This window comes from Streptomyces sp. DT190 (assembly GCF_049846985.1).
GTDB lineage: Bacteria > Actinomycetota > Actinomycetes > Streptomycetales > Streptomycetaceae > Streptomyces.
The window spans coordinates 1-23,786 of sequence record NZ_JBNCNM010000044.1; the positions used below are offsets into that span (position 1 = coordinate 1).

Here is a 23,786-nt window from a genome sequence, read left to right on the forward strand (position 1 = left end):
CGACCGCTACCTCGCCGCCATCACCCTGGCCAGCACACTCATCCGGCTCGAAGCGTGATCGACAAGACGCTACCTAGCCGCGGAAGTCCGCCGTGCGTTCCGGGGACGCCTCCGACAGGGCCTTGGTGACCTCCTGGACGTCGCCGCGCAGGCCGTAGACCGGGGTGCCGGGCTGCTGGCGCCAGGAGTCGTCGAGGCCGCCCGCGTCGACCGTGTCGAAGCCGAGTTCCCCGATCAGCTCGCGCACCTTCCGCTTGGCCGCCTCGTCGTCGCCGGCCACCGGCAGGGCGAGGCGGCCGGGGTCGCCGGCCGGGCGGTGGCGGTCCAGGATGTCCTGGGCGTAGGTGCCGTTGAAGGCCTTGATGACGGGGTGGCCCAGCTGCCGTTCCGTCCAGCGGCTCTCGGTGAGGCCCTCGTCCTCGATCGCGGCGATCCGGCCGTCGCGCTGACGGGGGTAGTAGTTGCCCGTGTCGATGACCGCGACGCCCTCCGCCGCGCCGTCCAGCAGACCGGACGGCAGGTCCGGGACCGCCTTGACGGGGATGGTCACCACGACGACCTCCGCGCCCCGCGCGGCCTCCTCGACCGGTACGGGCGTCGCGCCGGTCTCCTCCGCCAGGGCGGTGAGGGTCTGCGGGCCCCGGGAGTTCGCGACGGACACGTCGTGGCCCAGGGCGGTGAGCCGCCGGGTCAGGTTGCCGCCGATGTTGCCCGCTCCGATGATGCCGATCTTCATGTCCTGGCCCTTCCGGGGGTGGGTGGCGCCTCACGGATCCTGTGATGCGGGTCAACCCTCCGGACGGGTGGGCTATTCCTGACCGCCGGCGGTGCGCCGGGCACGACGAGGGGCCCGGACCGTGCGGACACGGGCCGGGCCCCTTCGCTCGGGTGCTCGGGCGGCCTACTTGTTCAGGTAGGACCAGAACTCGTCGAAGCTGAGCTTCTTGTCGCCGTCCAGGTCGCGGCTCTTGATGACGACCTCGGCGACCGACTCGGTGACGTTCCAGTCACCCGACTGGGCCAGGGCGGCCTTGAACTCGGCAGCGGTGACGAACCCGTCACCGTCCGTATCGATCCGCTCGAACTGCTTGCGTGCTTCCTCGATGTCCGCCACCGAACGCCCCTCGTCTCATGCTGTACGTCTTGCTGACGCAGGTCAGATTAGCTGGCCGCGCGGGCCGCCAGTGCGGCGACCACCCAGGCGAAGTCCTCCCGGTGGGCCGCCTCGGGCCCGGCCCCCTTCACCACGGCGAGCAACTCCCGGTAGCGGGCGACCCGGTGGGTGGCGTGCGCGCGCAGCCGGTCCAGTACCGCGGCGGGGTCGGCCGTGCCCAGGAGGTCGTCCAGCACCGGGCCGGCCTGGGGTGAGCCGGGGTCGACGCCCCGCTCGCGGGCCTCGGCTCCCAGCTGCACGAGCCGCCGGGAGAACCACAGGGACGCCCCCTCGGGTGCGTCGTGGCCGCGGTCGGCCGCGTTGCACTCGGCGACCTTGCGCATCTCGGCCCGGAACTGCGGGTCCTGCAGCATCTCGGCCAGCTCCAGCCAGGCGTCGACCTGTTCGGGCGTCGGCTCCTCGGGCAGGTCGGCGGCGGTGCTCCGCATCCGCTCGCGGATCACCGGGTCCGCCGTGTCCAGCCCGTGGAAGATCTCGTCCACGAACTCCTCCAGGATGCGCCGCCGCTCGGCCGCCGACAGCCGCGCCAGTCTGTTCATCAAGGTCGCCTCCTCCGCGCCGGAACCTCGCTTCGCGACCGTCGAGAGCACCGCGCGGGTCACCTTCAGCGACCGGATCCGCGCGTCCAGCGCGACCACGTGCGCGGCCGCGACCCGCGCCACCGTCGTCTCGCCCGTGAGCACCCGGCGCACGTCCGCCAGGCCCAGACCCAGCTCGCGCAGTGTCCGGATCAGCTCCAGGCGGGCCACGGAGGCGGCGTCGTAGAGCCGGTAGCCGCCTGCCGACCGGGCCACCGGGGGCAGGGCGCCCTCGTCGGACCAGTACCGGATGGTGCGTACGGTCAGTCCGGTGGCCCGGGCCAGTGCGCCGATGGTGAGCAGCTCGGTACCGTCGTCGGTCATGTCCGGGAGTCTGGACCCTCCAGCGGCCGGAGACTCAAGCGGCGGTGGCGGCCGCCTCGGCGACGGCAGACGGGCGTCAGCGGAAGATGCCCGTGTGGCCGAGCGAGTAGCGGCCGGGCTGCGGGTAGACGGCCAGGCCGTGCGGGCCGCTGCCGACGGGGATGCGGGCGAGCTGGGTGCCGGTGCGGGTGTCGATGGCGTAGACCTCGGAGTCGTAGCGGCCGGAGAGCCAGAGGACCTTGCCGTCGGCGGAGACGCCGCCCATGTCGGGGCTGCCGCCGTCGGGCAGGCGCCACTTCCTGGTGACCTTGTTCCGGGTGAAGTCGAAGACGGAGACCGTGCCCTCGCCGCGGTTGGAGACGTACATCTCGCGGGAGTCGCGGCTGACGTAGAGGCCGTGGCAGCCCTTGCCGGTGGGCAGCAGGGTGGGCTCGGTGAAGCGGTCGCCGTCCAGGACCCACATGCCGTGCGCCATCATGTCGGCGATGTAGAACCGCTTGCCGTCGGGTGAGATCTTCACGTCCTGCGGCATGGCCCCCTCGAACGGCAGCCGTTGCTGTCCGACGACCTCCATCTTCTCGGTGTCGACCTTGAGCAGTTCGCCGCTGAACTCGCAGGAGACGATGAAGTAGCGGCCGTCGAGGGAGAAGTCGGCGTGGTTGACGCCGTAGCAGGAGACCGGGACGGTCTTCCTGACCGCCATGGTGTGCGGGTCGCGGAAGACCAGCTCGCGGTCGAGGGAGGCCATGACGACGGCGTACTTGCCGTGGGGGGTGAAGTAGAGGTTGTAGGGGTCGTGGACCTCGACCTCCTTGCCCGCCTTGCCGGTCCTCGGGTCGATCGGCGTGAGGGTGTGGCCGCGGTTGTTGTTGACCCAGAGCGTCTTCAGGTCCCAGGAGGGCACCACGTGCTGGGGCTGCCGGCCCACGGGGATGGTGTCGACGATCTCGTAGGTCTTCGGGTCGATGACGGAGACCGTGTCGGACTCGGTGTTGGGGACGTAGACCCGGGACGGGAAGTCCTTGACGACGGGAGACAGCCTGCCGGGCCGGTCGGCCGCGTACACGTCCTCCGGATCGAGGACGGGCGGCATGCCGGGCAGGCCCTCGACGGGCTTCTTCTCGGGCGGGGCGGGCACGGCGGCCTTGGTGCCACGCGCCTTCGAGGGCCGCTCCCCGTCCGTGCCGCAGGCGGCGAGGACGGCGAGGGCGGCACCCGTGACCAGGGCGCTTCTGACGAGGTGACGGTGCATTCCCTCATTTAAGGTGCGCCTGTGCCGGATACCGGCTATTCGCCCGATCGGTGGCCGGGTGCGCCGCCTGCGCTGTCGCAGCTCAGCGGTCGGCGACCCGCATCTCGAACCAGGTGGTCTTGCCGCGGGGCAGCAGGTCGACGCCCCAGCGGTCGGCCAGTTTGTCGACGAGGAACAGGCCCCGGCCGCTGACGTCCATCTCCTGCACCGGCATCAGGCACGGCAGCCCGCGGGAGGGGTCGCGGACCTCGACGCGGATCCAGCCGCGGCGCCGGTGCAGACGGAGTCCGAAGACGCGGGCGCCGGTGTGGCGTACGGCGTTGCCGACCAGTTCGGAGACGAGCAGGACCGCGTCCTCCGTGGTCCTGGGGGTGAGCCCCCAGTGGCGCAGGATCACGACCTGGGTGAGGCGCCTGGCGGTGGCGGCGGACTCGGGGCGGGACGGCAGTCGGACCTCTGCCTCCGTCGGGTTGCCGTACAACTCCAGCGCCTTCAGCGCGTGTTCGTCCTCGACGGTCGGCGACCAGCGTGCCGCGGCCGCATGAGCGTGTCCCCGCGGCTGTTCCGTACCCTCCAGCCCCGCCATGCCCCCATCATGGCCGCCCGGGGCGCCCGCCGGGGCCGTTCCCGGGGAATACCCCCCTGGGGACGGACCCCCGGCCGACGGTCCGCCGTCATATGACAATGGCACTTCGCCCCGGTCCGCGACCGGCCTGACCTGCTGGAACGGACCATTCCGGCGCAATCGGCGGACTCCCTCGATCCGGCACGCTTAAGGGTGCCTTAAGGCTGCCATAAACCGCCCCATCGAGGGACCCGGATCAGACACGGCGTCAATTGCAACCCCCTGGAGGGATGTTCAGAGGAACTTCGCCTTGCCCGGCCCCTCCTCCACGAAGCTGCGCATCCCGCGCTCGCGGTCCTCCGTGGCGAACAGGCCCGCGAACCAGTTCCGTTCGACCGCGAGGCCCGTGTCGATGTCCGTCTCCAGGCCCGTGTCGATCGACTCCTTGGCGGCGCGCAGCGCGAGGGCCGGACCCTGGGCCAGTTTCGCGGCCCAGGCGTGCGCCTGCGGGTAGACCTCCTCGGCGGGCACGACCCGGTCGACCAGGCCGATCTCCCTCGCCTCGTCGGCCTTGACCATCCGGCCCGTGAAGATGAGGTCCTTGGCCTTGGAGGGGCCGACCAGACGGGCCAGGCGCTGGGTGCCGCCGGCGCCCGGGATCAGGCCGAGCAGGATCTCCGGCTGGCCGAGCTTGGCGTTCTCGCCGGCGATGCGGAAGTCCGCGCAGAGGGCGAGTTCGCAGCCGCCGCCCAGGGCGTAACCGGTCACGGCCGCGACGACCGGCTTGGGGATGCGGGCCACCGCCGTGAAGGCGTCCTGCAGGGCGCGGGCGCGCAGGACCATAGCGGTGTGGTCCATCGCCTGCATCTCCTTGATGTCCGCGCCGGCCGCGAACACCTTCTCGCCGCCGTAGACCACCACGGCCCGCACGTCCTCGCGGCGCGCGGCCTCCTCGGCGAGTTCCTTCAGCCGGTCCTGCGTGGCGATGTCCAGCGCGTTCATGGGCGGTCGGTCCAGCCGGAGCGTGCCGACGCCTTCAGCGACTTCCAGAGAGATGGTCATGGGCAGCAGGTTAACGGGGACTAACGGGCAGGGCCCCGGTGCGGTCGGTCACACCGGGGCCCTGCCGTCAGCGGAGGGGTGCTACTTCTTCCACTTCTCCCACGACATGTTCCAGCCGTTGAGCCCGTTGTCCGGGTCGACGATCCGGTCCTCGGAGTTCTTGACGACGACCACGTCGCCGATCATCGAGTTGTCGAAGAACCACGCGGCCGGCACCTTCTTGTCCCAGCCGCCGCGCACGTCGCGCAGGCCGATGCAGCCGTGGCTGGCGTTGTAGTTGCCGAAGGCGCCGCCCGCCCAGTAGTTGCCGTGCAGGAACGTGCCGGAGGTGGTGAGGCGGATGGCGTGCGGGACGTCCTTGATGTCGTACTCGCCGCCGTAGCCGACGGTCTCGCCGTTCATCCGGGTGACCGTGAGCATCTCGCTGACGACCATCTGGCCGTTCCAGGTCTCCATGCCGGGCTTGCCGGTGGTGACCGGGATGGTCTTGACGACCTTGCCGTCCCGCGTGACCTTCATGGTGAGCTTCTTGGCGTCGACGACCGAGACCTGGTTGCGGCCGATGGTGAACTCGACGGTCTTGTCCTGCTCGCCGTAGACCCCGGACCGGCCCTCGACGCCGTCGAGGTTGAGGTCGACGGTCACCTTGGTGCCGGGCTTCCAGTACTTCTCGGGGCGGAAGTCGAGCCGGTCGTTGCCGAACCAGTGGCCCTCGACGTCGACGGCCGGCTCGGTCTTGATGCGGATGGCGTTCTCGACGGCCTCCGGGCTGGTGATGCCGCGCGAGAAGCGGATGGAGAACGGCATCCCGACCCCGACCTTGGAGCCGTCCTCGGGGGTGAAGGTGCCGGTGAAGGTGTTCTTGGGCGTCAGGGTGGTGAAGTCGGCGTCCTCCGCGGCGGTGCGGCCCTCGGAGTCCTTGGCGACCGCGTGCACCGTGTACTTGGTGGCACCGGCCAGGTGGGTGGACGGCGTCCAGGTGGCGCCGTCGCCGGATATCTTGCCGTCGATCTTCCTGCCCTCGGCGTCCTTGACGACGACCTCCGAGAGCTTGCCCCTGGCCGCGGTGACCTTCAGGGCGCCGCTGGTCTCGACGGACTTGGCCCCGTCCTTCGGCGCGATGCTGACGACGGCCTCGGACTGCTTGCTCTGCGCGGTGTCCGCGTCCCTGCCCTTGCCGCCGCCCGCGCCGGAACCGGAGCCGCCGTCCCCGCCGCCGCACGCCGTCACGGCGAACAGCAGCGCGCCGACGACCAGCGCGAGCCTCCCGTTCCCGCGTCCAACCGACGCCCCCGATATCGGTCGCACGTTCAAGTGGTTCTCCCCTCCCCGGACCTGGTCAGGCCCGCTCCCCGGCGCGTGTCCCCCGCGCACCGGCGAATAGTAACCACAGGGTGAGCGGCCCCGGCGGCCCCCGAATGTCACTGTTCGGTCCCAACGGAACGCCGGGTCAACCCGCCCCCCTGTCCGGCTACTTCACCGCACTGCCCGCCTTCCATGCATTCCAGCCCATATTCCAGCCTCCGAGCCCGTTGTCGGGAGCGACCTTTTTGTCATTGCTGTTGACCACCTCGACCACGTCCCCGACCAGGCTGCGGTCGAAGAACCAGCCGGCGGGGGTGTCCGAGCCGCCGCCCTTCACATCGCGCAGCCCGATGCAGCCGTGGCTGACGTTGGTCCGCCCGAAGACGCTGCGGTGGGCCCAGTAGTTGCCGTGCAGGAAGGTGCCCGAGTCGGTCAGGCGCATCGCGTGCGGCACGTCGGGGATGTCGTACTCGCCCTTGCCGTCGCGCTTCTTGAAGCCGACCGTGGCGCCGTTCATCCGGGTGACCGCCAGCATCTCGGTCACCACCATCTTGCCGTTGTACGTGGTGGTCTTCGGGGCCCCGGCCGTCACGGGCACGGTGGCGAGCGGCTCGCCGTCGCGCCGCACCTCCATGGAGTGCCGGGCGGCGTCGACCACCGAGACCTGGCTGCGGCCGACGGTGAAGGAGAACCTCTTGTCCTGCAGCCCGTACACGCCGGGCGCGCCCTTCACGTCCCGCAGGCGCAGGTCGACGGTGACCTGGGTGCCGGGCTTCCAGTAGTGCTGGGGACGGAAGTCGAGCCGGGTCCGGCCGAACCAGTGCGGGCGGATCTCGACGGCCGGACGGGCCAGGACGCGCACCGCGCGCTCGACGGCCGCCCGGTCGGCGATCCGCCGGCTGAACTGCAGGGAGACGATCATCCCGGTGCCCACCGTGGCGCGGTGCTCCGGCGTGACGTAGCCGATGAAGCGCGCCTTGGGCACGTACGTCCTGAAGGTGGTGTGCCGGGCCGAGCGGCGTCCGTCGTGGGTCACGGCCACCGCGTCGACCGTGTACTTGGCACCCAGCGCCAGCCGCGGCTCGTCGGGCTCCCAGCTCAGTCCGTCGGCGGAGAGGTGCCCGGGCACGGGGGTCTCCCGCGCGTCCTGCGACCGGACCACCTTCACCGACTCCAGCCGGCCGTCGGGCACGCGCACCCGCAGCCGCTCCCCGGGGCGCACCCCCCTGGTGCCGTCGCCGGGCGAGACCTCGATGACGTCCTCGGGCGCCGGGGGCGCGCCGAACACCCCGGCGATGCCGCCGCCGTCGTCCGAGGTACAGCCGGTGGCCCCGGCGAGGAGCCCTGCCCATGTCACTACGGCGGCCAGCGCGGCCCTCGCGCGCCGAGCGCGCCCTTGTACGTGCCTCACGAGGAGCCCAACGACCGGTCGCGTCCCCGGGAAACGACCATGCCCGCCCCCGGGGAAACGTGAGTGCGACCCATGCTCTGGGCAGAACAGTGGGGAGGACGACGCGCAGGGGGGCCGCGACCCGGGCCGCAGCACAGGGCCGCACCCCGCTGTCCCCCGTCGTCCCACGAGCCGCGGGAGGCTGACAGGTGTCCAGCGCAGCCGAGCAGGAGGCGGTGGCCGGTCCTCAGGCCACCGGGGACGGGCGCCAGGCCGCCGCCGTGAACGGCACGCGGCGGGCCGCGCCGCCGCCCGCCGTGCCCGCGCGGCCGGGCGCGCCGACCCCGCTGGGCGCCCGGTTCCGGGTCGGTCCGGACGGGGTGGCGGGGACCAACTTCGCGTTGTGGGCGGGCGGGGCCGAGGGGGTCGAGCTGTGCCTCTTCGACGACGCGGGCAAGGAGTCGCGGGTCCGGCTGGCCGAGCTGACCCACGAGATCTGGCACGGTTACGTGCCGGGCGTGCTGCCCGGGCAGCGCTACGGCTACCGGGTGCACGGCCGCTGGGACCCCTGGACGGGTGCCCGCTGGAACCCGGCGAAACTGCTCCTCGACCCGTACGCGCGCGCGGTCGACGGCGCCCCGGGAAACGACTACAGCAGTCTGCCGCCGGAGGTGTACGGGCACGTCCGCGACTGGCCGCAGCAGCATGTCGCCGACACCGTCCGCGACGACCGGGACTCGGCGCCGTTCGTGCCGAAGGGCGTCGTCGTCCACGATGACGACGACTGGGCCGACGACCGCCGCCCGAAGACACCCTGGGCCGACTCGGTCATCTACGAGCTGCACGTCAAGGGCTTCACACGCCTGCACCCGGGCATCCCCGAGGAGCTGCGCGGCACCTACGCCGGCCTCGCGCACCCGGCGGCGATCGAGCACCTGGTGCGGCTGGGCGTGACGGCGGTGGAGCTGCTGCCGGTGCACCAGTTCGCGCACGAGGACCACCTGCTGCGCAGAGGCCTGCGCAACTACTGGGGCTACAACTCCATCGGCTACTTCGCCCCGCACGCGGCCTACGCGGCCTCCGGCACCCGGGGCCAGCAGGTCGGCGAGTTCAAGCGGATGGTGCGCGCCCTGCACGCCGCCGGGATCGAGGTCATCCTCGACGTGGTCTACAACCACACCGCCGAGGCAGGCGAACTGGGCCCGACGCTGTCCCTGAAGGGCGTCGACAACCGCGGCTACTACCGCCTCCAGGACGACGCCCGCCGCTACGCCGACTACACCGGCTGCGGCAACACCCTGCACGTGGTCCAGCCGCACGTGCTGCGCCTGATCACGGACTCGCTGCGCTACTGGGTCACCGAGATGGGCGTCGACGGCTTCCGCTTCGACCTGGCGGCGGCGCTGGCCCGCTCCATGCACGACGTGGACATGCTCTCCCCGTTCCTGGCGGTCATCGCCCAGGACCCGGTGCTGCGCCGGGTGAAGCTGATCGCCGAGCCGTGGGACGTGGGCTCGGGCGGCTACCAGGTGGGGGCGTTCCCGCCGCTGTGGACGGAGTGGAACGACCGGTACCGCAACGCCGTGCGGGACTTCTGGCGGCACGCGCTGCCGGACGTACGGGAGATGGGCTACCGCCTGTCGGGCTCCAGCGACCTGTACGCCTGGGGCGGGCGCAGGCCGTACGCGTCGGTCAACTTCATCACCGCGCACGACGGTTTCACGCTGCGCGACCTGGTGAGTTACGAGCGCAAGCACAACGAGGCCAACGGCGAGGGCAACCGCGACGGCACGGACGACAACCGGGCCTGGAACTGCGGCGCCGAGGGCGAGACCGACGACGAGGGGATACGGGCGCTCAGGCGGCGGCAGCTGCGCAACCTGATGACCACGCTGCTGCTGTCCACGGGCGTGCCCATGCTGGTCGCGGGCGACGAGCTGGGCCGCACCCAGGGCGGCAACAACAACGCCTACTGCCAGGACAACGAGATCGGCTGGCTGGACTGGGAGCTGCTGGAGGATCCCGGCTGGAAGGCCCTGTTCGCGCTGACGTCCCGGCTGATCGCGCTGCGCCACCGGCACCCGGTGCTGCGCCGCCGGGCCTTCTTCTCGGGCCGGGCGCAGACCGCGGACGGGCTGCGCGACCTGGCCTGGTTCACCGCCCGGGGCACGGAGATGACGGAGCAGGACTGGTACGCGCCCGCCGCCACGCTGGGCATGTACCTCTCCGGGCGGGACATCCCGGGCCGGGACGAGCGCGGGGAGCAGATCCTCGACGACAGCTTCCTCGCGGTGCTGCACGCGGGCGAGGGGCCGGTTCGCTTCGCGTTGCCGGGGCCGCCGTGGGCGGAGCGCTACGAGGTCGTCGTCGACACGAGCCTGGAGGAGCAGGGGCGGGCGCCGGGGGTGGAGCATCCGGCCGGGACGGAGATCACGGTGCCGGCGCGGGCCGTGCTGCTGCTGCGGGTGGCGGGGTGAGACGTCACCGCCGCCCTCGAACACGCAGGTCGTAGGACCGATGACCGATGCGGGTCCGGCGGAAACTCGCTGGGCAGTGTCAGTGGTGAACCGTAGGCTCGCTGCTGATGGCCACGACACCCGCACCCGCCCAGGACCGTTCCGTCGTGCGTACGCTGCTGCGCCTGTGGCCGTATGTCCGGCCCGTGCGGGCCCGGCTGTCCGGCGCCGCGCTCGTCGCGATAGTCGCCTCCTGTGTGGGCCTGGTGATCCCGCTCGTCCTGAAGTGGATGGTGGACGGGCCGGTCGCCGACCGGGACCCGGGCGGGGTGTGGCTCGGCGCGCTGTTCCTGCTGCTGCTCGGCTTCGCCGAGGCCCTGCTGTTCGGGCTGCGGCGCTGGCTGGTGGCGCGTCCGCTGTCCCGGGTCGAGGCCTCCATGCGGGCGGCGCTGTACGGGCACCTGCAGCGGCTGCCGGTGTCCTTCCACGACCGGTGGGCCTCGGGGCAGCTGCTGTCCCGGGGGACGACGGACCTGATGCTGCTGCGCATGTTCCTCGCCTTCCCGCTGACGTTCCTGCTGGTCAACGGCGTGACGATCCTCGTCGGTGTGATCATCATGCTGCTGCAGGACTGGACCCTGGGGCTGGTCATCCTCGGGCCCGCCGTGCCGCTGCTGATCACCTGCGTGGTCTTCGAGAAGCGCTACGCCACGGCGGCGCGGCGCGCCCAGGACCAGGTCGGCGACCTGACGACGGTCGTCGAGGAGAGCGTGCTCGGCATCCGGATCGTCAAGGGCTTCGGCCGGCACCGCAGCCAGGCGCGGGCCTTCCGCGAGCTGTCGCGGACCCTGCGCGGCACGGAACTGCGCAAGGCGCGCCTGCTGGCGACGATCTGGGGCGTCATCGTGACGCTGCCGGAGGTGGCCATCGGCGCCGCACTGGTGGTGGGCGTCGTCCAGGTCGCCGACGGGGACCTGTCGGCGGGCACGCTGGTGGCCTTCCTGTCGACGGCGCTGGCGCTGCGCTGGCCGGTGGAGTCCATCGGGTTCCTGCTGGCGATGACCCAGGAGGCGGCGACGGCGACCGAGCGGTACTTCGAGGTGATGGACGAGCGGGTGGAGGAGGCGGACCCGGTGGCGACCGCGGCCCCGGCCGACCCGGGGGATGCGGGGCTGCGCTTCCACGACGTCACCTTCCGCTACCCCGACGCGCCGCCCGGCTCCCCGCCCGTCCTGGACCGCGTCGACCTGCACATCCGCCCCGGCGAGTCCATGGCCCTGGTCGGCACCACCGGCAGCGGCAAGACGACGCTCACCGCGCTCGTCCCCCGGCTGTACGAGGTGACCTCGGGCCGCATCACCCTCGACGGCGTCGACATCGCCGCCCTGCCCCGCGAGACCCTGCGCGCCAAGGTCGCCGTCGCGTTCGAGGAGCCCACGCTGTTCTCCGCCTCGGTCGGCGACAACGTTCTCATGGGAGCCGGGGACACCGCGGACCCGGCCGCACTGGAGCGCGCCCTGGCCGTCGCCCAGGCGGACTTCGTGCACGCCCTGCCCGACGGGACCGGCACCCAGGTCGGCGAGCAGGGCCTGAGCCTGTCCGGCGGGCAGCGCCAGCGCCTGGCCCTGGCGAGAGCGGTGGTCGGGCAGCCGGAGTTCCTGGTGCTCGACGACCCGCTGTCGGCGCTGGACGTGCACACCGAGGCCGCCGTGGAGGCCGCCCTGCGGCAGGTCCTCGCCGACACCACCGCCCTGATCGTGGCGCACCGCCCGTCCACGGTGCTGCTCGCCGACCGGGTCGCGCTGCTGTCCGGCGGCCGGATCGCGGCGGTCGGCACCCACCACGAACTGCTGCGCACCAACGCCGAGTACGCGCACCTGATGTCCGGAGCGGAATCAGGGGAACAGGAGGAAGCCCGATGACGGCGGCCACCACCGCACCGGCCGGCGGCAAACCCGACGACCGGTCCCCCGCCCCCGGCGACCCCTTCGACCGGGACGTCCTGCCCACTCCCCCGGGCGCCACCGCGGCCCTGCTGCGGTCCCTGCTCGCGCCCATGAAGGCCCGGGTCGCGGTCACGACCCTCCTGCTGCTGGTCCAGCAGGCGGTGGTGCAGGCGGGCCCGCTGCTCGTGGCGTACGCCATCGACCGTGCCGTACCGGCGTTCCGGGCGCAGGACCACGGGCCGCTGATCGCGGTGGGCGCCGGTTACCTGGGGTGCGCACTGGCCGCGGGCGCCCTGCAGTGGGCGTTCATCGCCGCGGCGGCCCGCGTCAACCAGGACGTCCTGCTGGACCTGCGCGGCCGGATCTTCCGCCACGCGCAGGCGCTCAGCGTCGACTTCCACGAGCGTTACACCTCGGGCCGGCTCATCTCCCGCTCGACGACGGACGTGGAGTCGCTGCGCGAGCTGCTCGACGAGGGTCTGCAGGAGCTCGTCACGGTCGTCCTGTCCTTCGTCTACATCTCGGCGATGCTGCTCTGGCTCGACCCGGGCCTCGGGGGCGTGGCGGTGGCGTCCCTGGTGCCGCTCTACGCGCTCGTGCGGCTGTACCAGCGGCGGGCCGCACGGGTGTACCGGGCCCGGTCGACCGCCATCGCCGCCGTCATCGTGAAGTTCGTCGAGACCATGAACGGCATCCGGCCGGTGCGCGCCTTCCGCCGGGAGGCCGCCAACGACGCCGACTTCGGCCGGCTCAACCAGCGGCACGAGCGGACCAACGGCGACGCCCTGCTGGAGATGGCCCGGTACGTCACCGGCTCGCGGCTGGTCGCCAACACGGCGGTGGCGGCGATCGTGCTCTGGGGCGCCCACCGGGTCGCCGACGGCACCCTGGCCCTCGGTGTGCTGGCGGCGGCCGTGCTGTACCTGCGCCGGCTGTACGACCCCATCGACCGGCTCGGCATGTTCCTCAACTCCTACCAGTCGGCGGCGGCCTCCCTGGAGAAGATCGCCGGGCTGCTCGCGCAGGCGCCGTCCGTGCCCGAGCCGGCCTGTCCGCGGCCGCTCCCGCCGCTGCGGAGCGAGCACCCGGGCCGCGAGGTCGTCTTCGACGGCGTCCGTTTCGCCTACCGCACCGGTGGCGAGGTGCTGCCCCGCTTCGACCTGACGCTCCCCGCCGGGCAGACGGTCGCGGTCGTCGGCTCCACGGGCGCCGGCAAGTCGACGCTGGCCAAGCTGCTGGCCCGGTTCTACGACCCCTCCGAGGGGCGGGTGCTGCTCGACGGCGTCGACCTGCGCGACCTGGCCGTGCCCGAACTGCGGCGCGGTGTGGTGATGGTGACGCAGGAGGCGTTCCTGTTCTCGGGCACGGTCGCCGACAACATCGCGATCGGCCGGCCGGACGCGACCCGGGCGGAGATCGAGCGGGCGGCCAAGGAGATCGGCGCGCACGACTTCATCAGCGCCCTGCCCGACGGCTACGACACCGACGTCCGCAAGCGGGGCGGCCGCATCTCGGCCGGGCAGCGGCAACTGGTGGCGTTCGCCCGGGCGTTGCTGGCCGACCCGGCGGTGCTGATCCTCGACGAGGCGACCAGTTCGCTGGACGTTCCGGGCGAGCGCGCGGTGCAGCGGGCGATGGCGACGGTGCTGAAGGGCCGTACGGCGGTGGTCATCGCCCACCGGCTGTCGACGGTGGAGATCGCGGACCGGGTCCTGGTGATGGAGCACGGGAGGATCGTCGAGGACGGCGGGCCGGCCGAACTCATCGCGGGGACGGGCAGGTTCGCCGAGCTGCACCGGGCCTGGCGGGACAGTCTGGCGTAGCCGCCGCGCCGTGAGGCCGGACCTGCCGGCCTCACGGCAGCCGCTCCTCACGCGTCCGTATACCGAACATGAACTTCCGGTCAACGAACCGTTTCCGGCCATTGTATTGACGCGCTCCTGACAGAAAGCGCGGTCCCCTGCCACGCTTCCCACGACTGCTGCACAGCAACCCCACGGCAACACCTTCATCTCCCCAGGCCGGGCGATCCCCGGTCCCGCAGAAGGAGTCAGTGTTGAGAAGCAGTTCCTCGGGCAGAGGCACCTCCCACAGACGCACTCCCCACACCCCCCGCCGCACCGCGGCCGTGGCCCTCGCCGGCGTCGCCGCGCTGATCGCCACCGCCGTGCAGAGCGGCACCGCCGTCGCAGCCCCGGAGAAGGCACCGCAGGCCGCGAGCAAGGCGAACCCCGGCTCGGAGTCGGTGAAGCTCACCCCCGCCCAGCGCGCCGCGCTGATCCGCGAGGCCGACGCCGCCAAGGCGGAGACCGCGAAGGACCTGGGCCTGGGCGCCAAGGAGAAGCTGGTCGTGCGTGACGTCCTGAAGGACCGGGACGGCACCGTGCACACCCGCTACGAGCGCACCTACGACGGACTGCCGGTCCTCGGCGGCGACCTGGTCGTCGAGAGCACGCGGGCGGACGACACCGCCGCCGTCGTGAAGGCCACCCGCGCCGCCATCGCGCCGGCCACGACGAAGACCGCGGTGCCCGCCGCGAAGGCCCGGCAGCAGGCCCTGGCCGCCGGGAAGGCCGAGGAGGCCAGGAGCCCCGGCATCAACCGCGAGCCCCGCAAGGTGATCTGGGCCGCGAGCGGCAAGCCCGTCGTGGCGTACGAGACGGTCGTCGGCGGCTTCCAGCACGACGGCACCCCGCAGGAACTGCACGTGATCACCGACGCCACGAGCGGCGAGAAGCTGTACGCGTGGGAGGCCATCGAGACCGGCACCGGCACCACGGTGTACTCCGGCACGGTCGACCTCACCACCACCCAGTCCGGGTCGACGTACAACCTCACCGACGGCACCCGCGGCAACCACAGGACGTACAACCTCAACCGCGGCACCTCCGGCACCGGCACCCTCTTCTCCGGCCCGGACGACGTCTGGGGCAACGGCAGCCCGTCCAACCTGGAGTCCGCCGGCGCCGACGCCCACTACGGGGCCGCCCTGACGTGGGACTACTACAAGAACGTGCACGGCCGTTCCGGCATCCGCGGTGACGGCGTGGGCGCGTACTCCCGCGTCCACTACGGCAACAACTACGTCAACGCCTTCTGGTCGGACAGCTGCTTCTGCATGACCTACGGCGACGGCTCGGGCAACGCCAACCCGCTGACCTCGATCGACGTGGCCGCGCACGAGATGACCCACGGGCTCACCTCGAACACGGCCGGGCTGAACTACAGCGGCGAGTCGGGCGGCCTGAACGAGGCGACCAGCGACATCTTCGGCTCGACCGTGGAGTTCTTCGCCAAGAACTCCTCCGACGTCGGTGACTACCTCATCGGCGAGGAGATCGACATCAACGGCGACGGCACGCCGCTGCGCTACATGGACAAGCCCAGCAAGGACGGCTCGTCCAAGGACGCCTGGTACTCGGGCCTCGGCTCGATCGACGTGCACTACTCCTCGGGCCCGGCGAACCACTTCTTCTACCTGCTGAGCGAGGGCAGCGGCACCAAGACCATCAACGGTGTCACGTACGACTCGCCCACCTCGGACGGCCTGCCGGTCACCGGCATCGGCCGCGACAAGGCGGAGAAGATCTGGTTCCGCGCGCTGACCACGAAGTTCACCTCGACCACCAACTACGCGGGCGCCCGCACCGGCACCCTCGCGGCCACCGGTGAGCTGTACGGCACCGACAGCGCCGAGTACAAGGCGGTCCAGGACGCGTGGGCGGGCGTGAACGTCGGCACCCGCTCGGGCGGCGGAGGCGGCGGCACGTCCTTCGAGAACACCGCCGACGTGGCGATCCCGGACCGGGGCGCGGCGGTCACGTCGTCGGTCACCGTCTCCGGGCGGACGGGCAACGCCCCGTCCAACCTCCAGGTCGCCGTGGACATCGTCCACACCTACATCGGTGACCTGCAGGTGCAGTTGGTCGCCCCCGACGGCACGGCGTACACGCTGAAGGGCTACGGCACCGGCGGCAGCGCGGACAACCTGAACACCACGTACACGGTGAACGCGTCCTCCGAGGTCGCCAACGGCGTCTGGCAGCTGCGCGTGCAGGACAACGCGGCCGCCGACACCGGCTACATCAACAGCTGGAAGCTCACCTTCCCGTAGACCCCGAGCGGGTCCCGAGTCAGGGCGTCGCCCCGGTGGGTTCGAATCCCCCGGGGCGGCGCCCGTTTTCCCGCGTCCGGCGTTCGGCGTGCCGTCGTTTTCCGGCCAACATCACGTGACGCTCCTGACATGTACGCGTCCGAAGTGCCACTCTTCCCCCACCCGCCGCACAGCACCCAGCAGTTCCCCCACACCTAGGAGCTCGTGTGATGACCCCCCGCTACGCGCGTCACAAGCGCACCACCCTGGCCGTCGCCACCGCGGTCGCCGCCGGCGCCCTGCTGACCACCGGTCTGACCTCCGGCAGCAGCGTCGCCGCCGACGCGGACAGCAAGCCCGTGCTCGCCGCCGCCCCCGTCCTGCTCAGCGCGCCCGCCCGCACCGCCCTCCTCCAGGAGCAGCAGGCGCAGGCCGCCACGACCGCCGACGAGATAGGCCTCGGCGCGCAGGAGAAGCTGGTCGTCAAGGACGTCGTCAAGGACGCCGACGGCACCGTCCACACCCGCTACGAGCGCACCTACGCGGGCCTGCCGGTCCTCGGCGGCGACCTCGTCGTGCACGAGTCGAAGTCCGGTGAGCCCCAAGGCGTCACCAGAGCCACGAAGGCCGCGATCAGGGTCGCCTCCCTCAAGCCGGCCGTGCCCGCCGCCAAGGCCGAGAAGCAGGCCGTGACCCTCGCCAAGGCGGCCGGCTCGCAGCAGACCGAGGCCGACTCCGCGCCCCGCAAGGTGATCTGGGCGGCCGACGGCAAGCCCGTCCTCGCCTACGAGACGGTCGTCGGCGGCCTCCAGGAGGACGGCACGCCCAACGAGCTGCACGTCGTCACCGACGCCGCCACCGGCGAGAAGCTCTACGAGTACCAGGCCATCGAGACCGGCACCGGCAACACCACGTACAGCGGCACGGTGAACCTCACCACCACCAAGTCCGGGACGACGTACAACCTCACCGACGGCACCCGCGGCGGCCACAAGACGTACAACCTCAACCGCGGCACCTCCGGCACCGGCACCCTCTTCTCCGGCGCCGACGACGTCTGGGGCAACGGCAACCCGTCCAACCTGGAGACCGCCGCGGCGGACGCCCACTACGGGGCCCAGGTCACCTGGGACTTCTACAGAAGCGCCTTCGGCCGCAGCGGCATCCGCAACGACGGCAGGGCCGCCTACTCGCGCGTCCACTACGGCAACAACTACGTCAACGCCTTCTGGTCGGACAGCTGCTTCTGCATGACCTACGGCGACGGCTCGGGCAACGCCAACCCGCTGACCTCGCTGGACGTGGCCGCGCACGAGATGAGCCACGGTCTGACCTCGGCCACCGCCGGCCTCAACTACAGCGGCGAGTCCGGCGGTCTGAACGAGGCGACCAGCGACATCCTCGGCGCGGGCGCGGAGTTCTTCGCGAACAACTCCGCGGACGTCGGTGACTACCTCATCGGCGAGGAGATCGACATCAACGGCGACGGCACGCCGCTGCGCTACATGGACAAGCCCAGCAGGGACGGCGCCTCCAAGGACGCCTGGTCCTCCAGCCTCGGCGGCCTGGACGTCCACTACTCCTCCGGTCCCGCCAACCACTTCTTCTACCTGCTGTCCGAGGGCAGCGGCTCGAAGACCATCAACGGCGTGACCTACAACTCGCCCACCTCCAACGGCTCCGCGGTCACCGGCATCGGCCGCACCAAGGCGCTGCAGATCTGGTACAAGGCGCTGACCACGTACATGACGTCGACGACCAAGTACGCGGCCGCCCGCACGGCGACCCTGAACGCGGCCTCGGCGCTGTACGGCGCGTCCAGCACGGAGTACAAGGCGGTCGCCGCCGCCTGGTCCGCCGTCAACGTCGGCTGACCGGTCCACGACCACGGGCGGTACCCGGACCGAAGGCGGGTCCGGGTACCGCCCTACTCTTGGTGACCGTGTCTTATCCGGATCCGCAGGACTTCACCTACGCCGACGTCGGCGCCACCCGCGACCAGGGCTTCTGCCCGCCGGGCTTCCACTCCATGAACGTGCGCACCCGGCTCGGCGAGGGCCAGGAGGTCTTCCGCCGGGCGTCCGAAGCCGTCCTCACCTGGGAGATGCACCGGGCCATGGGCGTGGGCGTCGACGTGAGCGCCGACCGGGCCGCACCCGGCGTCGACGTCACCGTCACGCTCGCCGGCGTGATCAAGGCCCCCTGCCGCGTCGTCTGGACGCTGGAGGAACCCCGCCGCGCCGGCTGGGCCTACGGCACCCTGCCCGGCCACCCGGAAAGCGGCGAGGAGGCCTTCGTGGTCGACCGCACGGGAGACGGCACGGTGTGGCTGACGGTGAACGCCTTCAGCCGCGCCGCCAAGTGGTACGCCAAGGCGGGCGGCCCGGCGACCAGGGGCTTCCAGCACGCGTACGCGCGCAGGTGCGGGACCGTCCTGCGCGACCTCGCCACGCGGGGAAGCGCGGACGCCTAGGCCGCGGACCCGGCCGGGGGGCGGGGGGGCTGTGTCGATGTGCGGCTCCCGCCGCGTGAGCGACCGGTCCCCCCGCGCCCCCGGACGGCGGGCTACCGCATCAGCAACCCGGCGGCCGCGACCAGTTCCTCGGAAGGCCCGGCGACCAGGCCCAGCTCCGCGCTCGACGCCAGCAGCCGGTGCGCGGGCAGGATCCGCACCGTGTAGCCGAAGGGCCCGGTGCGGTCCAGGGACAAGGGCCCTTCGTAGACCCACTGCCCGTCGTGCTCGGCGGAGCCCACCGGCTTCAGGGGGACGATCGTCGCGTCGCCGATCCGGTCCTCCTCGTCCACCCGGCCCGAGACGACCTGCACCTCCACGTCGTCCGGCCCGAGCTCGCCGAGGCCGACCCGCACGCGCAGCCCCAGCGTGGTGCCGAGCTCCGCCAGCGCCTCGGAGGCGGAGGTCTCCACGTGGTCGACCGTGACGCGCGGCCACGCCGCCCGCACCCTGCCCTTCCACTCGGCGAGGTCCCGGGCCGCGTCCGGGCCCATCGTGCGGTGGGCGAGGGCCGCCGGGGCGTAGAGCCGCTCGACGTACTCCCGGACCATCCGCCCGGCCAGCACCTTCGGGCCGAGCAGGCTCAGGGTGTGCCGGACCATCTCGATCCACCGGTCGGGCAGCCCGCTCTGCCCCCGCTCGTAGAAGCGGGGCGTCACCCGCTGCTCCAGCAGGTCGTACAGCGCCGCGGCCTCTATGTCGTCGCGGTGGTCCGGGTCGGTCCCGGCCCCGTCGGCCGTGGGGATCGCCCAGCCGAAGTCCGGCTGGAACCACTCGTCCCACCAGCCGTCCAGCACGGACAGGTTGAGGCAGCCGTTGAGCGCCGCCTTCATGCCGGACGTGCCGCAGGCCTCCAGGGGCCGCAGCGGGTTGTTCAGCCAGATGTCGCAGCCGGGGTAGAGCTTCTGCGCCATCCCCATGCCGTAGTCGGGCAGGAACACGATCCGGTGGCGCACCCGCGGGTCGTCGGCGAACCGCACCAGCTCCTGCACCAGCCGCTTGCCGCCGTCGTCCGCCGGGTGCGCCTTGCCCGCGACGACGATCTGGATGGGCCGCTCGGGGTGCAGCAGCAGCTCCATCAGCCGGTCACGGTCGCGCAGCATCAGCGTCAGGCGCTTGTACGACGGCACGCGCCGGGCGAAGCCGATGGTGAGGACGTCCGGGTCGAGCACGCCGTCGATCCAGCCCAGTTCGGCCGTGCCGGCGCCGCGCTGCCGCCAGGAGGCCCGCAGCCGCTCGCGCACCTCGGTGACGAGCTGTTCGCGCAGGCCCCGCCGCAGGTCCCAGATGTCCTGGTCGGGGATGTCCGCCACGGTGTCCCAGCGTTCCGAGCCGCCGACGGTCAGCGCGTCCTCGGCGCGCTGGACGCCGATCTGACGGGCCCCGAGCCGGAACACCTCGGGGGCGACCCAGGTGGGGGCGTGCACACCGTTGGTCACGGACGTGATCGGCACCTCGTCGGGGTCGAAGCCGGGCCACAGGCCGGAGAACATCTCGCGGCTGACGTTGCCGTGCAGCAGGGAGACGCCGTTGGCGCGCTGGGCCAGGCGCAGGCCCATCACGGCCATGTTGAACAGGTTGGGCTCCCCGCCGGGGTAGGTCTCCATGCCCAGCCGCAGGACGCGGTCGACGTCGATGCGGGGCAGTTCGGCGTCGGGGCCGAAGTGGCGGGCGACCAGCTCGCGGTCGAAACGGTCGATGCCGGCCGGCACGGGGGTGTGGGTGGTGAAGACCGTGCCCGCGCGGACCGCCTCCAGCGCCGAGTCGAAGTCCAGCCCCTCGGCGCACAGTTCGGCGATGCGCTCCAGGCCGAGGAACCCGGCGTGCCCCTCGTTGGTGTGGAACACCTCCGGCGCGGGGTGGCCGGTCAGCCGGCAGTACGTCCGTACCGCCCGGACCCCTCCTATGCCGAGGAGCATCTCCTGGAGCAGCCGGTGCTCGCTGCCGCCGCCGTAGAGCCGGTCGGTGACGCCGCGCTCGCCGAGGTCGTTCTCCTCGACGTCGGAGTCCAGCATCAGCAGCGGGACCCGGCCGACCTGGGCCAGCCAGATGCGGGCGTGCAGTTGTTTGCCGCCGGGCAGCGCGAGGGCGACCTGGGCGGGCGTGCCGTCCGGCTCCTCCAGCTGCGCGACGGGCAGTTCGTTGGGGTCGAGGACCGGGTAGTGCTCCTGCTGCCAGCCGTCCCGGGACAGGGTCTGGCGGAAGTAGCCGTGCCGGTAGAGCAGGCCGACGCCGATCAGCGGGACGCCCAGGTCGCTGGCCGCCTTCAGATGGTCGCCGGCGAGGATGCCGAGGCCGCCGGAGTACTGCGGCAGGGCGGCCGTGATGCCGAACTCGGGTGAGAAGTAGGCGACGGCGGCCGGCAGGTCCTCGGTCTGGGTCTGATACCAGCGGTCGCCGGTCATGTAGTCGTTCAGATCGCCCGCGACCGCGGCGAGGCGGCGCAGGAAGCGGCGGTCCTGGGACAGCTCGGCGAGCCGCGCGGGCGGCACGCTGCCCAGCAGCCGGACGGGGTCGCCGCCCGAGGCGGCCCACCGCTCGGGGTCGACGGACTGGAACAGGTCACGGGTCTCCGCATGCCAGGACCAGCGCAGGTTGCGGGCCAGATCGCTGAGTGGCCGGAGGGAGTCGGGGAGCACGGGTCGGACGGTGAATCGACGGATCGCCTTCACGGGTTCCACCTCGGCGCGTTGCTGGATGACGCAGGGCTTCAACGACGTCTCCTACGACAGTACCGGCGAGGGTGCCGCCATCGCCGACGCTCCGCCACCGTGCCGTTGATCCGGCCTGAACAGGCCCGTCGGCGGATATGGCCGATTCCGCCCCCACAGGCGTCCTTGTGGTGCTTCCCCCGCCACGAGAGGCTGCCCCTGGCGTACCGGCCCGCGCCGGCCGCACGCGGCCCGGCGCGGCAGCCGTACACCGAGTCGAGGAGGGGAACTCGGACCATGGCACGGACGCGACAGCGGCGTCTGCGCGGGGCGGGAGGCCTGGCGGCGGCGCTCTGCGCCCTCGCGTTTTCGGCCACCACCCTGCCCGCGCACGCCGTACCGGAGGGGCGGATACTCGGCGCCGGAGCACCCGGTTCCGTGCACGGAAGTTACCTGGTGACACTGGAGGAGGGCACGCGGGCCGGATCGGCTGCCGGAAAGCGCCTGGCCGGGACGTACGGGGTGGAGATCAGCCACATCTACGGCACGGTCCTGAACGGCTACGCGGTCCGGGCCGACGAGAGACGGGCGCGGCGGCTGGCCGCCGACCCCCGGGTCGCCTCCGTCGTCCAGGACACCCGCGTCCGGCTGGGGGGCACCCAGCGCAACCCGCCCTCCTGGGGGCTGGACCGGGTCGACCAGCCCGGGCTGCCGCTCGACGGGACGTACGTCTCGCCGGCGTCGGCGGGTGCCGGTGTGACGGTCTACGTGCTCGACACCGGCGTGCGCACCACGCACCGGGACTTCGGCGGCCGGGCGGGCCACGGCTGGGACTTCGTCGGGGGCGACGGCATCGCCTCGGACGCCAACGGCCACGGCACGCACGTCGCCGGCACGGTCGCCGGCGCCGCGCACGGCGTCGCCAAGAAGGCCCGGATCGTCTCCGTGCGCGTCCTGGACGCCGCGGGCGCGGGCACCACGGCCCGGGTGATCGCCGGGATCGAGTGGGTCACCCGGCACGCGAGGAAACCCGCGGTCGCCAACCTCAGTCTGGGCGGGCCGCGCAACGACCGGCTGGACGCCGCCCTGCGCGCCTCCATCGCTTCCGGCGTCACGTACACGGTCGCCGCGGGCAACGACGGCAGGCCGGCGGGCCTGTACTCCCCGGGGAACGTCAGGCAGGCCATCACGGTCGGCGCGACCGACCGCAAGGATGCAAAACCGGCCTTCTCCAACCACGGCCCGGCGCTCGATCTGTTCGCCCCGGGCGTCGGCATCACCTCCGCGACCGCCGCGAGCGACACCGCGCGGGCCGTCTACTCGGGTACCTCGATGGCGTCCCCGCATGCCGCGGGCGCGGCAGCTCTCCATCTCTCCGCCCGCCCGAAGGCGACTCCGGCGCAGGTCAGCGCTGCTCTGACCGCTGCCGCTGCGACCGGGAAGGTCTCCGGTCGAGGACCGGGTTCACCCGACAAGTTACTGCGGGTGCCGCGGGGGTAGGCGGAAGCAGCAGACGCGCGCAAGGGCCGGCCTCGTCCGCCGTGGACGAGGCCGGTCTTGTGTGTCGACATACGCGTGAGTAGTTAACAAAGTGCCGGATTGCCCACCCGAATAGGGTGGGAAGGCTCCTGCGGGTACCCCTCTCAGGAGCACCATGCAGGACCCACCTCCCCATACACATCCGCCCACCCACGTTGACGCGGACAGGAGCGGTCATGCCCGCCAAGCACCACTCGCCAGCACCCCCCGACCACCGCACCACCGGGGCGCGCGCACCCGGCGGCGAAGCACGCCCCGCGCGCCCCGCCGACACCGGTCCACCCGTGCCGCAGCCACCCCCCGCGCACGGGACGACGGCCGTCGGGCGCATACCCGTCCTCGATGTCCGCCCGGTCGTCCAGCACGGGCGCCGGCCGGCCAAGGCCGTGACCGGAGAGGCCTTCGAGATCTCGGCGACGGTGTTCCGGGAGGGGCACGACGCGGTCGCCGCCAACGTCGTCCTGAGGGACCCCGAGGGCCGCCCCGGCCCGTGGACGCCGATGCGGGAGCTGGCGCCCGGGACGGACCGGTGGGGCGCCACGGTCACGGCCGGGGAGCCGGGCCTGTGGACGTTCACCGTGGAGGCCTGGGGCGACCCGGTCGGCACCTGGCGCCACCACGCCCGCATCAAGATCCCGGCGGGCATGGACACGGACGTGGTCCTGGAGGAGGGCGCGCGGCTGCACGAACGGGCGGCCGCCGGCGTGCCCGAGGAGGAGGGCCTGCGGGACGTGGTCCTGGCCGCCGTCGACGCCCTGCGGGACGAGTCCCGCCCGGCGGCGTCACGGCTGGCGGCGGCGCTGACGCCCGAGGTGGACGCGGTGCTGTCGCGGCATCCGCTGCGGGACCCGGTCTCCAGCAGCGAGCCGTTGCCGCTGCTGGTGGAGCGGGAGCGGGCGCTGTACGGCTCGTGGTACGAGTTCTTCCCCCGCTCGGAGG

The 23,786-nt window shown here is 72.3% G+C and carries 17 protein-coding genes; 8 read left to right on the top strand and 9 right to left on the bottom strand.

The annotated features are described in order from the left end of the window. Positions 1 to 73 precede the first annotated feature (73 nt). From ACPXCS_RS39095 to ACPXCS_RS39130, 8 genes are all read right to left on the bottom strand, one after another. Complete coding sequence (locus ACPXCS_RS39095) at positions 74 to 736, bottom strand: NADPH-dependent F420 reductase (protein WP_425952277.1); 663 nt, start codon at positions 734 to 736, stop codon at positions 74 to 76. A 165-nt stretch (positions 737 to 901) separates the two neighbouring features. Beyond that, complete coding sequence (locus ACPXCS_RS39100) at positions 902 to 1,114, bottom strand: EF-hand domain-containing protein (protein WP_425952278.1); 213 nt, start codon at positions 1,112 to 1,114, stop codon at positions 902 to 904. 47 nt (positions 1,115 to 1,161) lie between these two features. Then, entirely contained in the window at positions 1,162 to 2,076 is a 915-nt protein-coding gene (locus tag ACPXCS_RS39105) for a MerR family transcriptional regulator (RefSeq protein ID WP_425952279.1), read from the bottom strand. A gap of 76 nt (positions 2,077 to 2,152) precedes the next feature. Further along, complete coding sequence (locus ACPXCS_RS39110; protein WP_425952280.1) at positions 2,153 to 3,328, bottom strand: YncE family protein; 1,176 nt, start codon at positions 3,326 to 3,328, stop codon at positions 2,153 to 2,155. Between the two features lie 82 nt (positions 3,329 to 3,410). Then, positions 3,411 to 4,019, bottom strand: coding sequence for an ATP-binding protein (locus ACPXCS_RS39115; protein ID WP_425952281.1), 609 nt, complete (start codon positions 4,017 to 4,019; stop codon positions 3,411 to 3,413). 168 nt (positions 4,020 to 4,187) lie between these two features. Further along, on the bottom strand, positions 4,188 to 4,955 hold the full coding sequence (locus tag ACPXCS_RS39120; RefSeq protein ID WP_425952282.1) for an enoyl-CoA hydratase/isomerase family protein: 768 nt from the start codon (positions 4,953 to 4,955) through the stop codon (positions 4,188 to 4,190). A gap of 81 nt (positions 4,956 to 5,036) precedes the next feature. Then, on the bottom strand, positions 5,037 to 6,269 hold the full coding sequence (locus ACPXCS_RS39125) for a L,D-transpeptidase (RefSeq protein ID WP_425952283.1): 1,233 nt from the start codon (positions 6,267 to 6,269) through the stop codon (positions 5,037 to 5,039). Between the two features lie 157 nt (positions 6,270 to 6,426). Then, positions 6,427 to 7,671, bottom strand: a complete 1,245-nt coding sequence (locus ACPXCS_RS39130) for an Ig-like domain-containing protein (protein ID WP_425952284.1) — start codon at positions 7,669 to 7,671, stop codon at positions 6,427 to 6,429. A gap of 188 nt (positions 7,672 to 7,859) precedes the next feature. Between ACPXCS_RS39130 and glgX the strand changes: the two genes are divergently transcribed. The 6 genes from glgX to ACPXCS_RS39160 all read left to right on the top strand — a co-directional run bounded on the left by glgX (position 7,860) and on the right by ACPXCS_RS39160 (position 18,618). Beyond that, complete coding sequence (gene glgX / locus ACPXCS_RS39135) at positions 7,860 to 10,127, top strand: glycogen debranching protein GlgX (protein ID WP_425952285.1); 2,268 nt, start codon at positions 7,860 to 7,862, stop codon at positions 10,125 to 10,127. A gap of 107 nt (positions 10,128 to 10,234) precedes the next feature. Then, positions 10,235 to 12,028, top strand: coding sequence for an ABC transporter ATP-binding protein (locus ACPXCS_RS39140; RefSeq protein WP_425952286.1), 1,794 nt, complete (start codon positions 10,235 to 10,237; stop codon positions 12,026 to 12,028). Further along, entirely contained in the window at positions 12,025 to 13,875 is a 1,851-nt protein-coding gene (locus tag ACPXCS_RS39145; protein WP_425952287.1) for an ABC transporter ATP-binding protein, read from the top strand. The genes ACPXCS_RS39140 and ACPXCS_RS39145 overlap by 4 nt, the downstream gene beginning before the upstream one ends. Before the next feature lie 233 nt (positions 13,876 to 14,108). After that, positions 14,109 to 16,166 (top strand): M4 family metallopeptidase, encoded by a 2,058-nt coding sequence (locus tag ACPXCS_RS39150; protein ID WP_425952288.1) that lies wholly within the window; start codon positions 14,109 to 14,111, stop codon positions 16,164 to 16,166. Between the two features lie 209 nt (positions 16,167 to 16,375). Continuing rightward, entirely contained in the window at positions 16,376 to 18,019 is a 1,644-nt protein-coding gene (locus ACPXCS_RS39155) for a M4 family metallopeptidase (RefSeq protein ID WP_425952289.1), read from the top strand. 62 nt (positions 18,020 to 18,081) lie between these two features. Next, positions 18,082 to 18,618, top strand: coding sequence for a DUF1990 family protein (locus tag ACPXCS_RS39160; RefSeq protein ID WP_425952292.1), 537 nt, complete (start codon positions 18,082 to 18,084; stop codon positions 18,616 to 18,618). 92 nt (positions 18,619 to 18,710) lie between these two features. Here the strand turns inward: ACPXCS_RS39160 and ACPXCS_RS39165 are convergent, their stop codons facing one another. Continuing rightward, a complete protein-coding gene (locus ACPXCS_RS39165) occupies positions 18,711 to 21,329 on the bottom strand; it encodes a glycosyltransferase family 1 protein (protein ID WP_425952293.1) in 2,619 nt (872 codons plus the stop codon). 276 nt (positions 21,330 to 21,605) lie between these two features. Between ACPXCS_RS39165 and ACPXCS_RS39170 the strand changes: the two genes are divergently transcribed. Both ACPXCS_RS39170 and ACPXCS_RS39175 read left to right on the top strand, forming a co-directional pair. Then, positions 21,606 to 22,808, top strand: a complete 1,203-nt coding sequence (locus ACPXCS_RS39170; RefSeq protein WP_425952290.1) for a S8 family peptidase — start codon at positions 21,606 to 21,608, stop codon at positions 22,806 to 22,808. A 215-nt stretch (positions 22,809 to 23,023) separates the two neighbouring features. Continuing rightward, the coding region (locus ACPXCS_RS39175) for a maltotransferase domain-containing protein (RefSeq protein WP_425952291.1) at positions 23,024 to 23,786 on the top strand (763 nt) is incomplete at its 3' end.

Excerpts from the sequence above, each read along its gene's own strand:
- ACPXCS_RS39095 (WP_425952277.1), bottom strand. The coding sequence starts at position 736 with ATGAAGATCGGCATCATCGGAGCGGGCAACATCGGCGGCAACCTGACC.
- ACPXCS_RS39105 (WP_425952279.1), bottom strand. The coding sequence starts at position 2,076 with ATGACCGACGACGGTACCGAGCTGCTCACCATCGGCGCACTGGCCCGG.
- ACPXCS_RS39110 (WP_425952280.1), bottom strand. The coding sequence starts at position 3,328 with ATGCACCGTCACCTCGTCAGAAGCGCCCTGGTCACGGGTGCCGCCCTC.
- ACPXCS_RS39120 (WP_425952282.1), bottom strand. The coding sequence starts at position 4,955 with ATGACCATCTCTCTGGAAGTCGCTGAAGGCGTCGGCACGCTCCGGCTG.
- ACPXCS_RS39140 (WP_425952286.1), top strand. The coding sequence starts at position 10,235 with ATGGCCACGACACCCGCACCCGCCCAGGACCGTTCCGTCGTGCGTACG.
- ACPXCS_RS39145 (WP_425952287.1), top strand. The coding sequence starts at position 12,025 with ATGACGGCGGCCACCACCGCACCGGCCGGCGGCAAACCCGACGACCGG.
- ACPXCS_RS39155 (WP_425952289.1), top strand. The coding sequence starts at position 16,376 with ATGACCCCCCGCTACGCGCGTCACAAGCGCACCACCCTGGCCGTCGCC.
- ACPXCS_RS39170 (WP_425952290.1), top strand. The coding sequence starts at position 21,606 with ATGGCACGGACGCGACAGCGGCGTCTGCGCGGGGCGGGAGGCCTGGCG.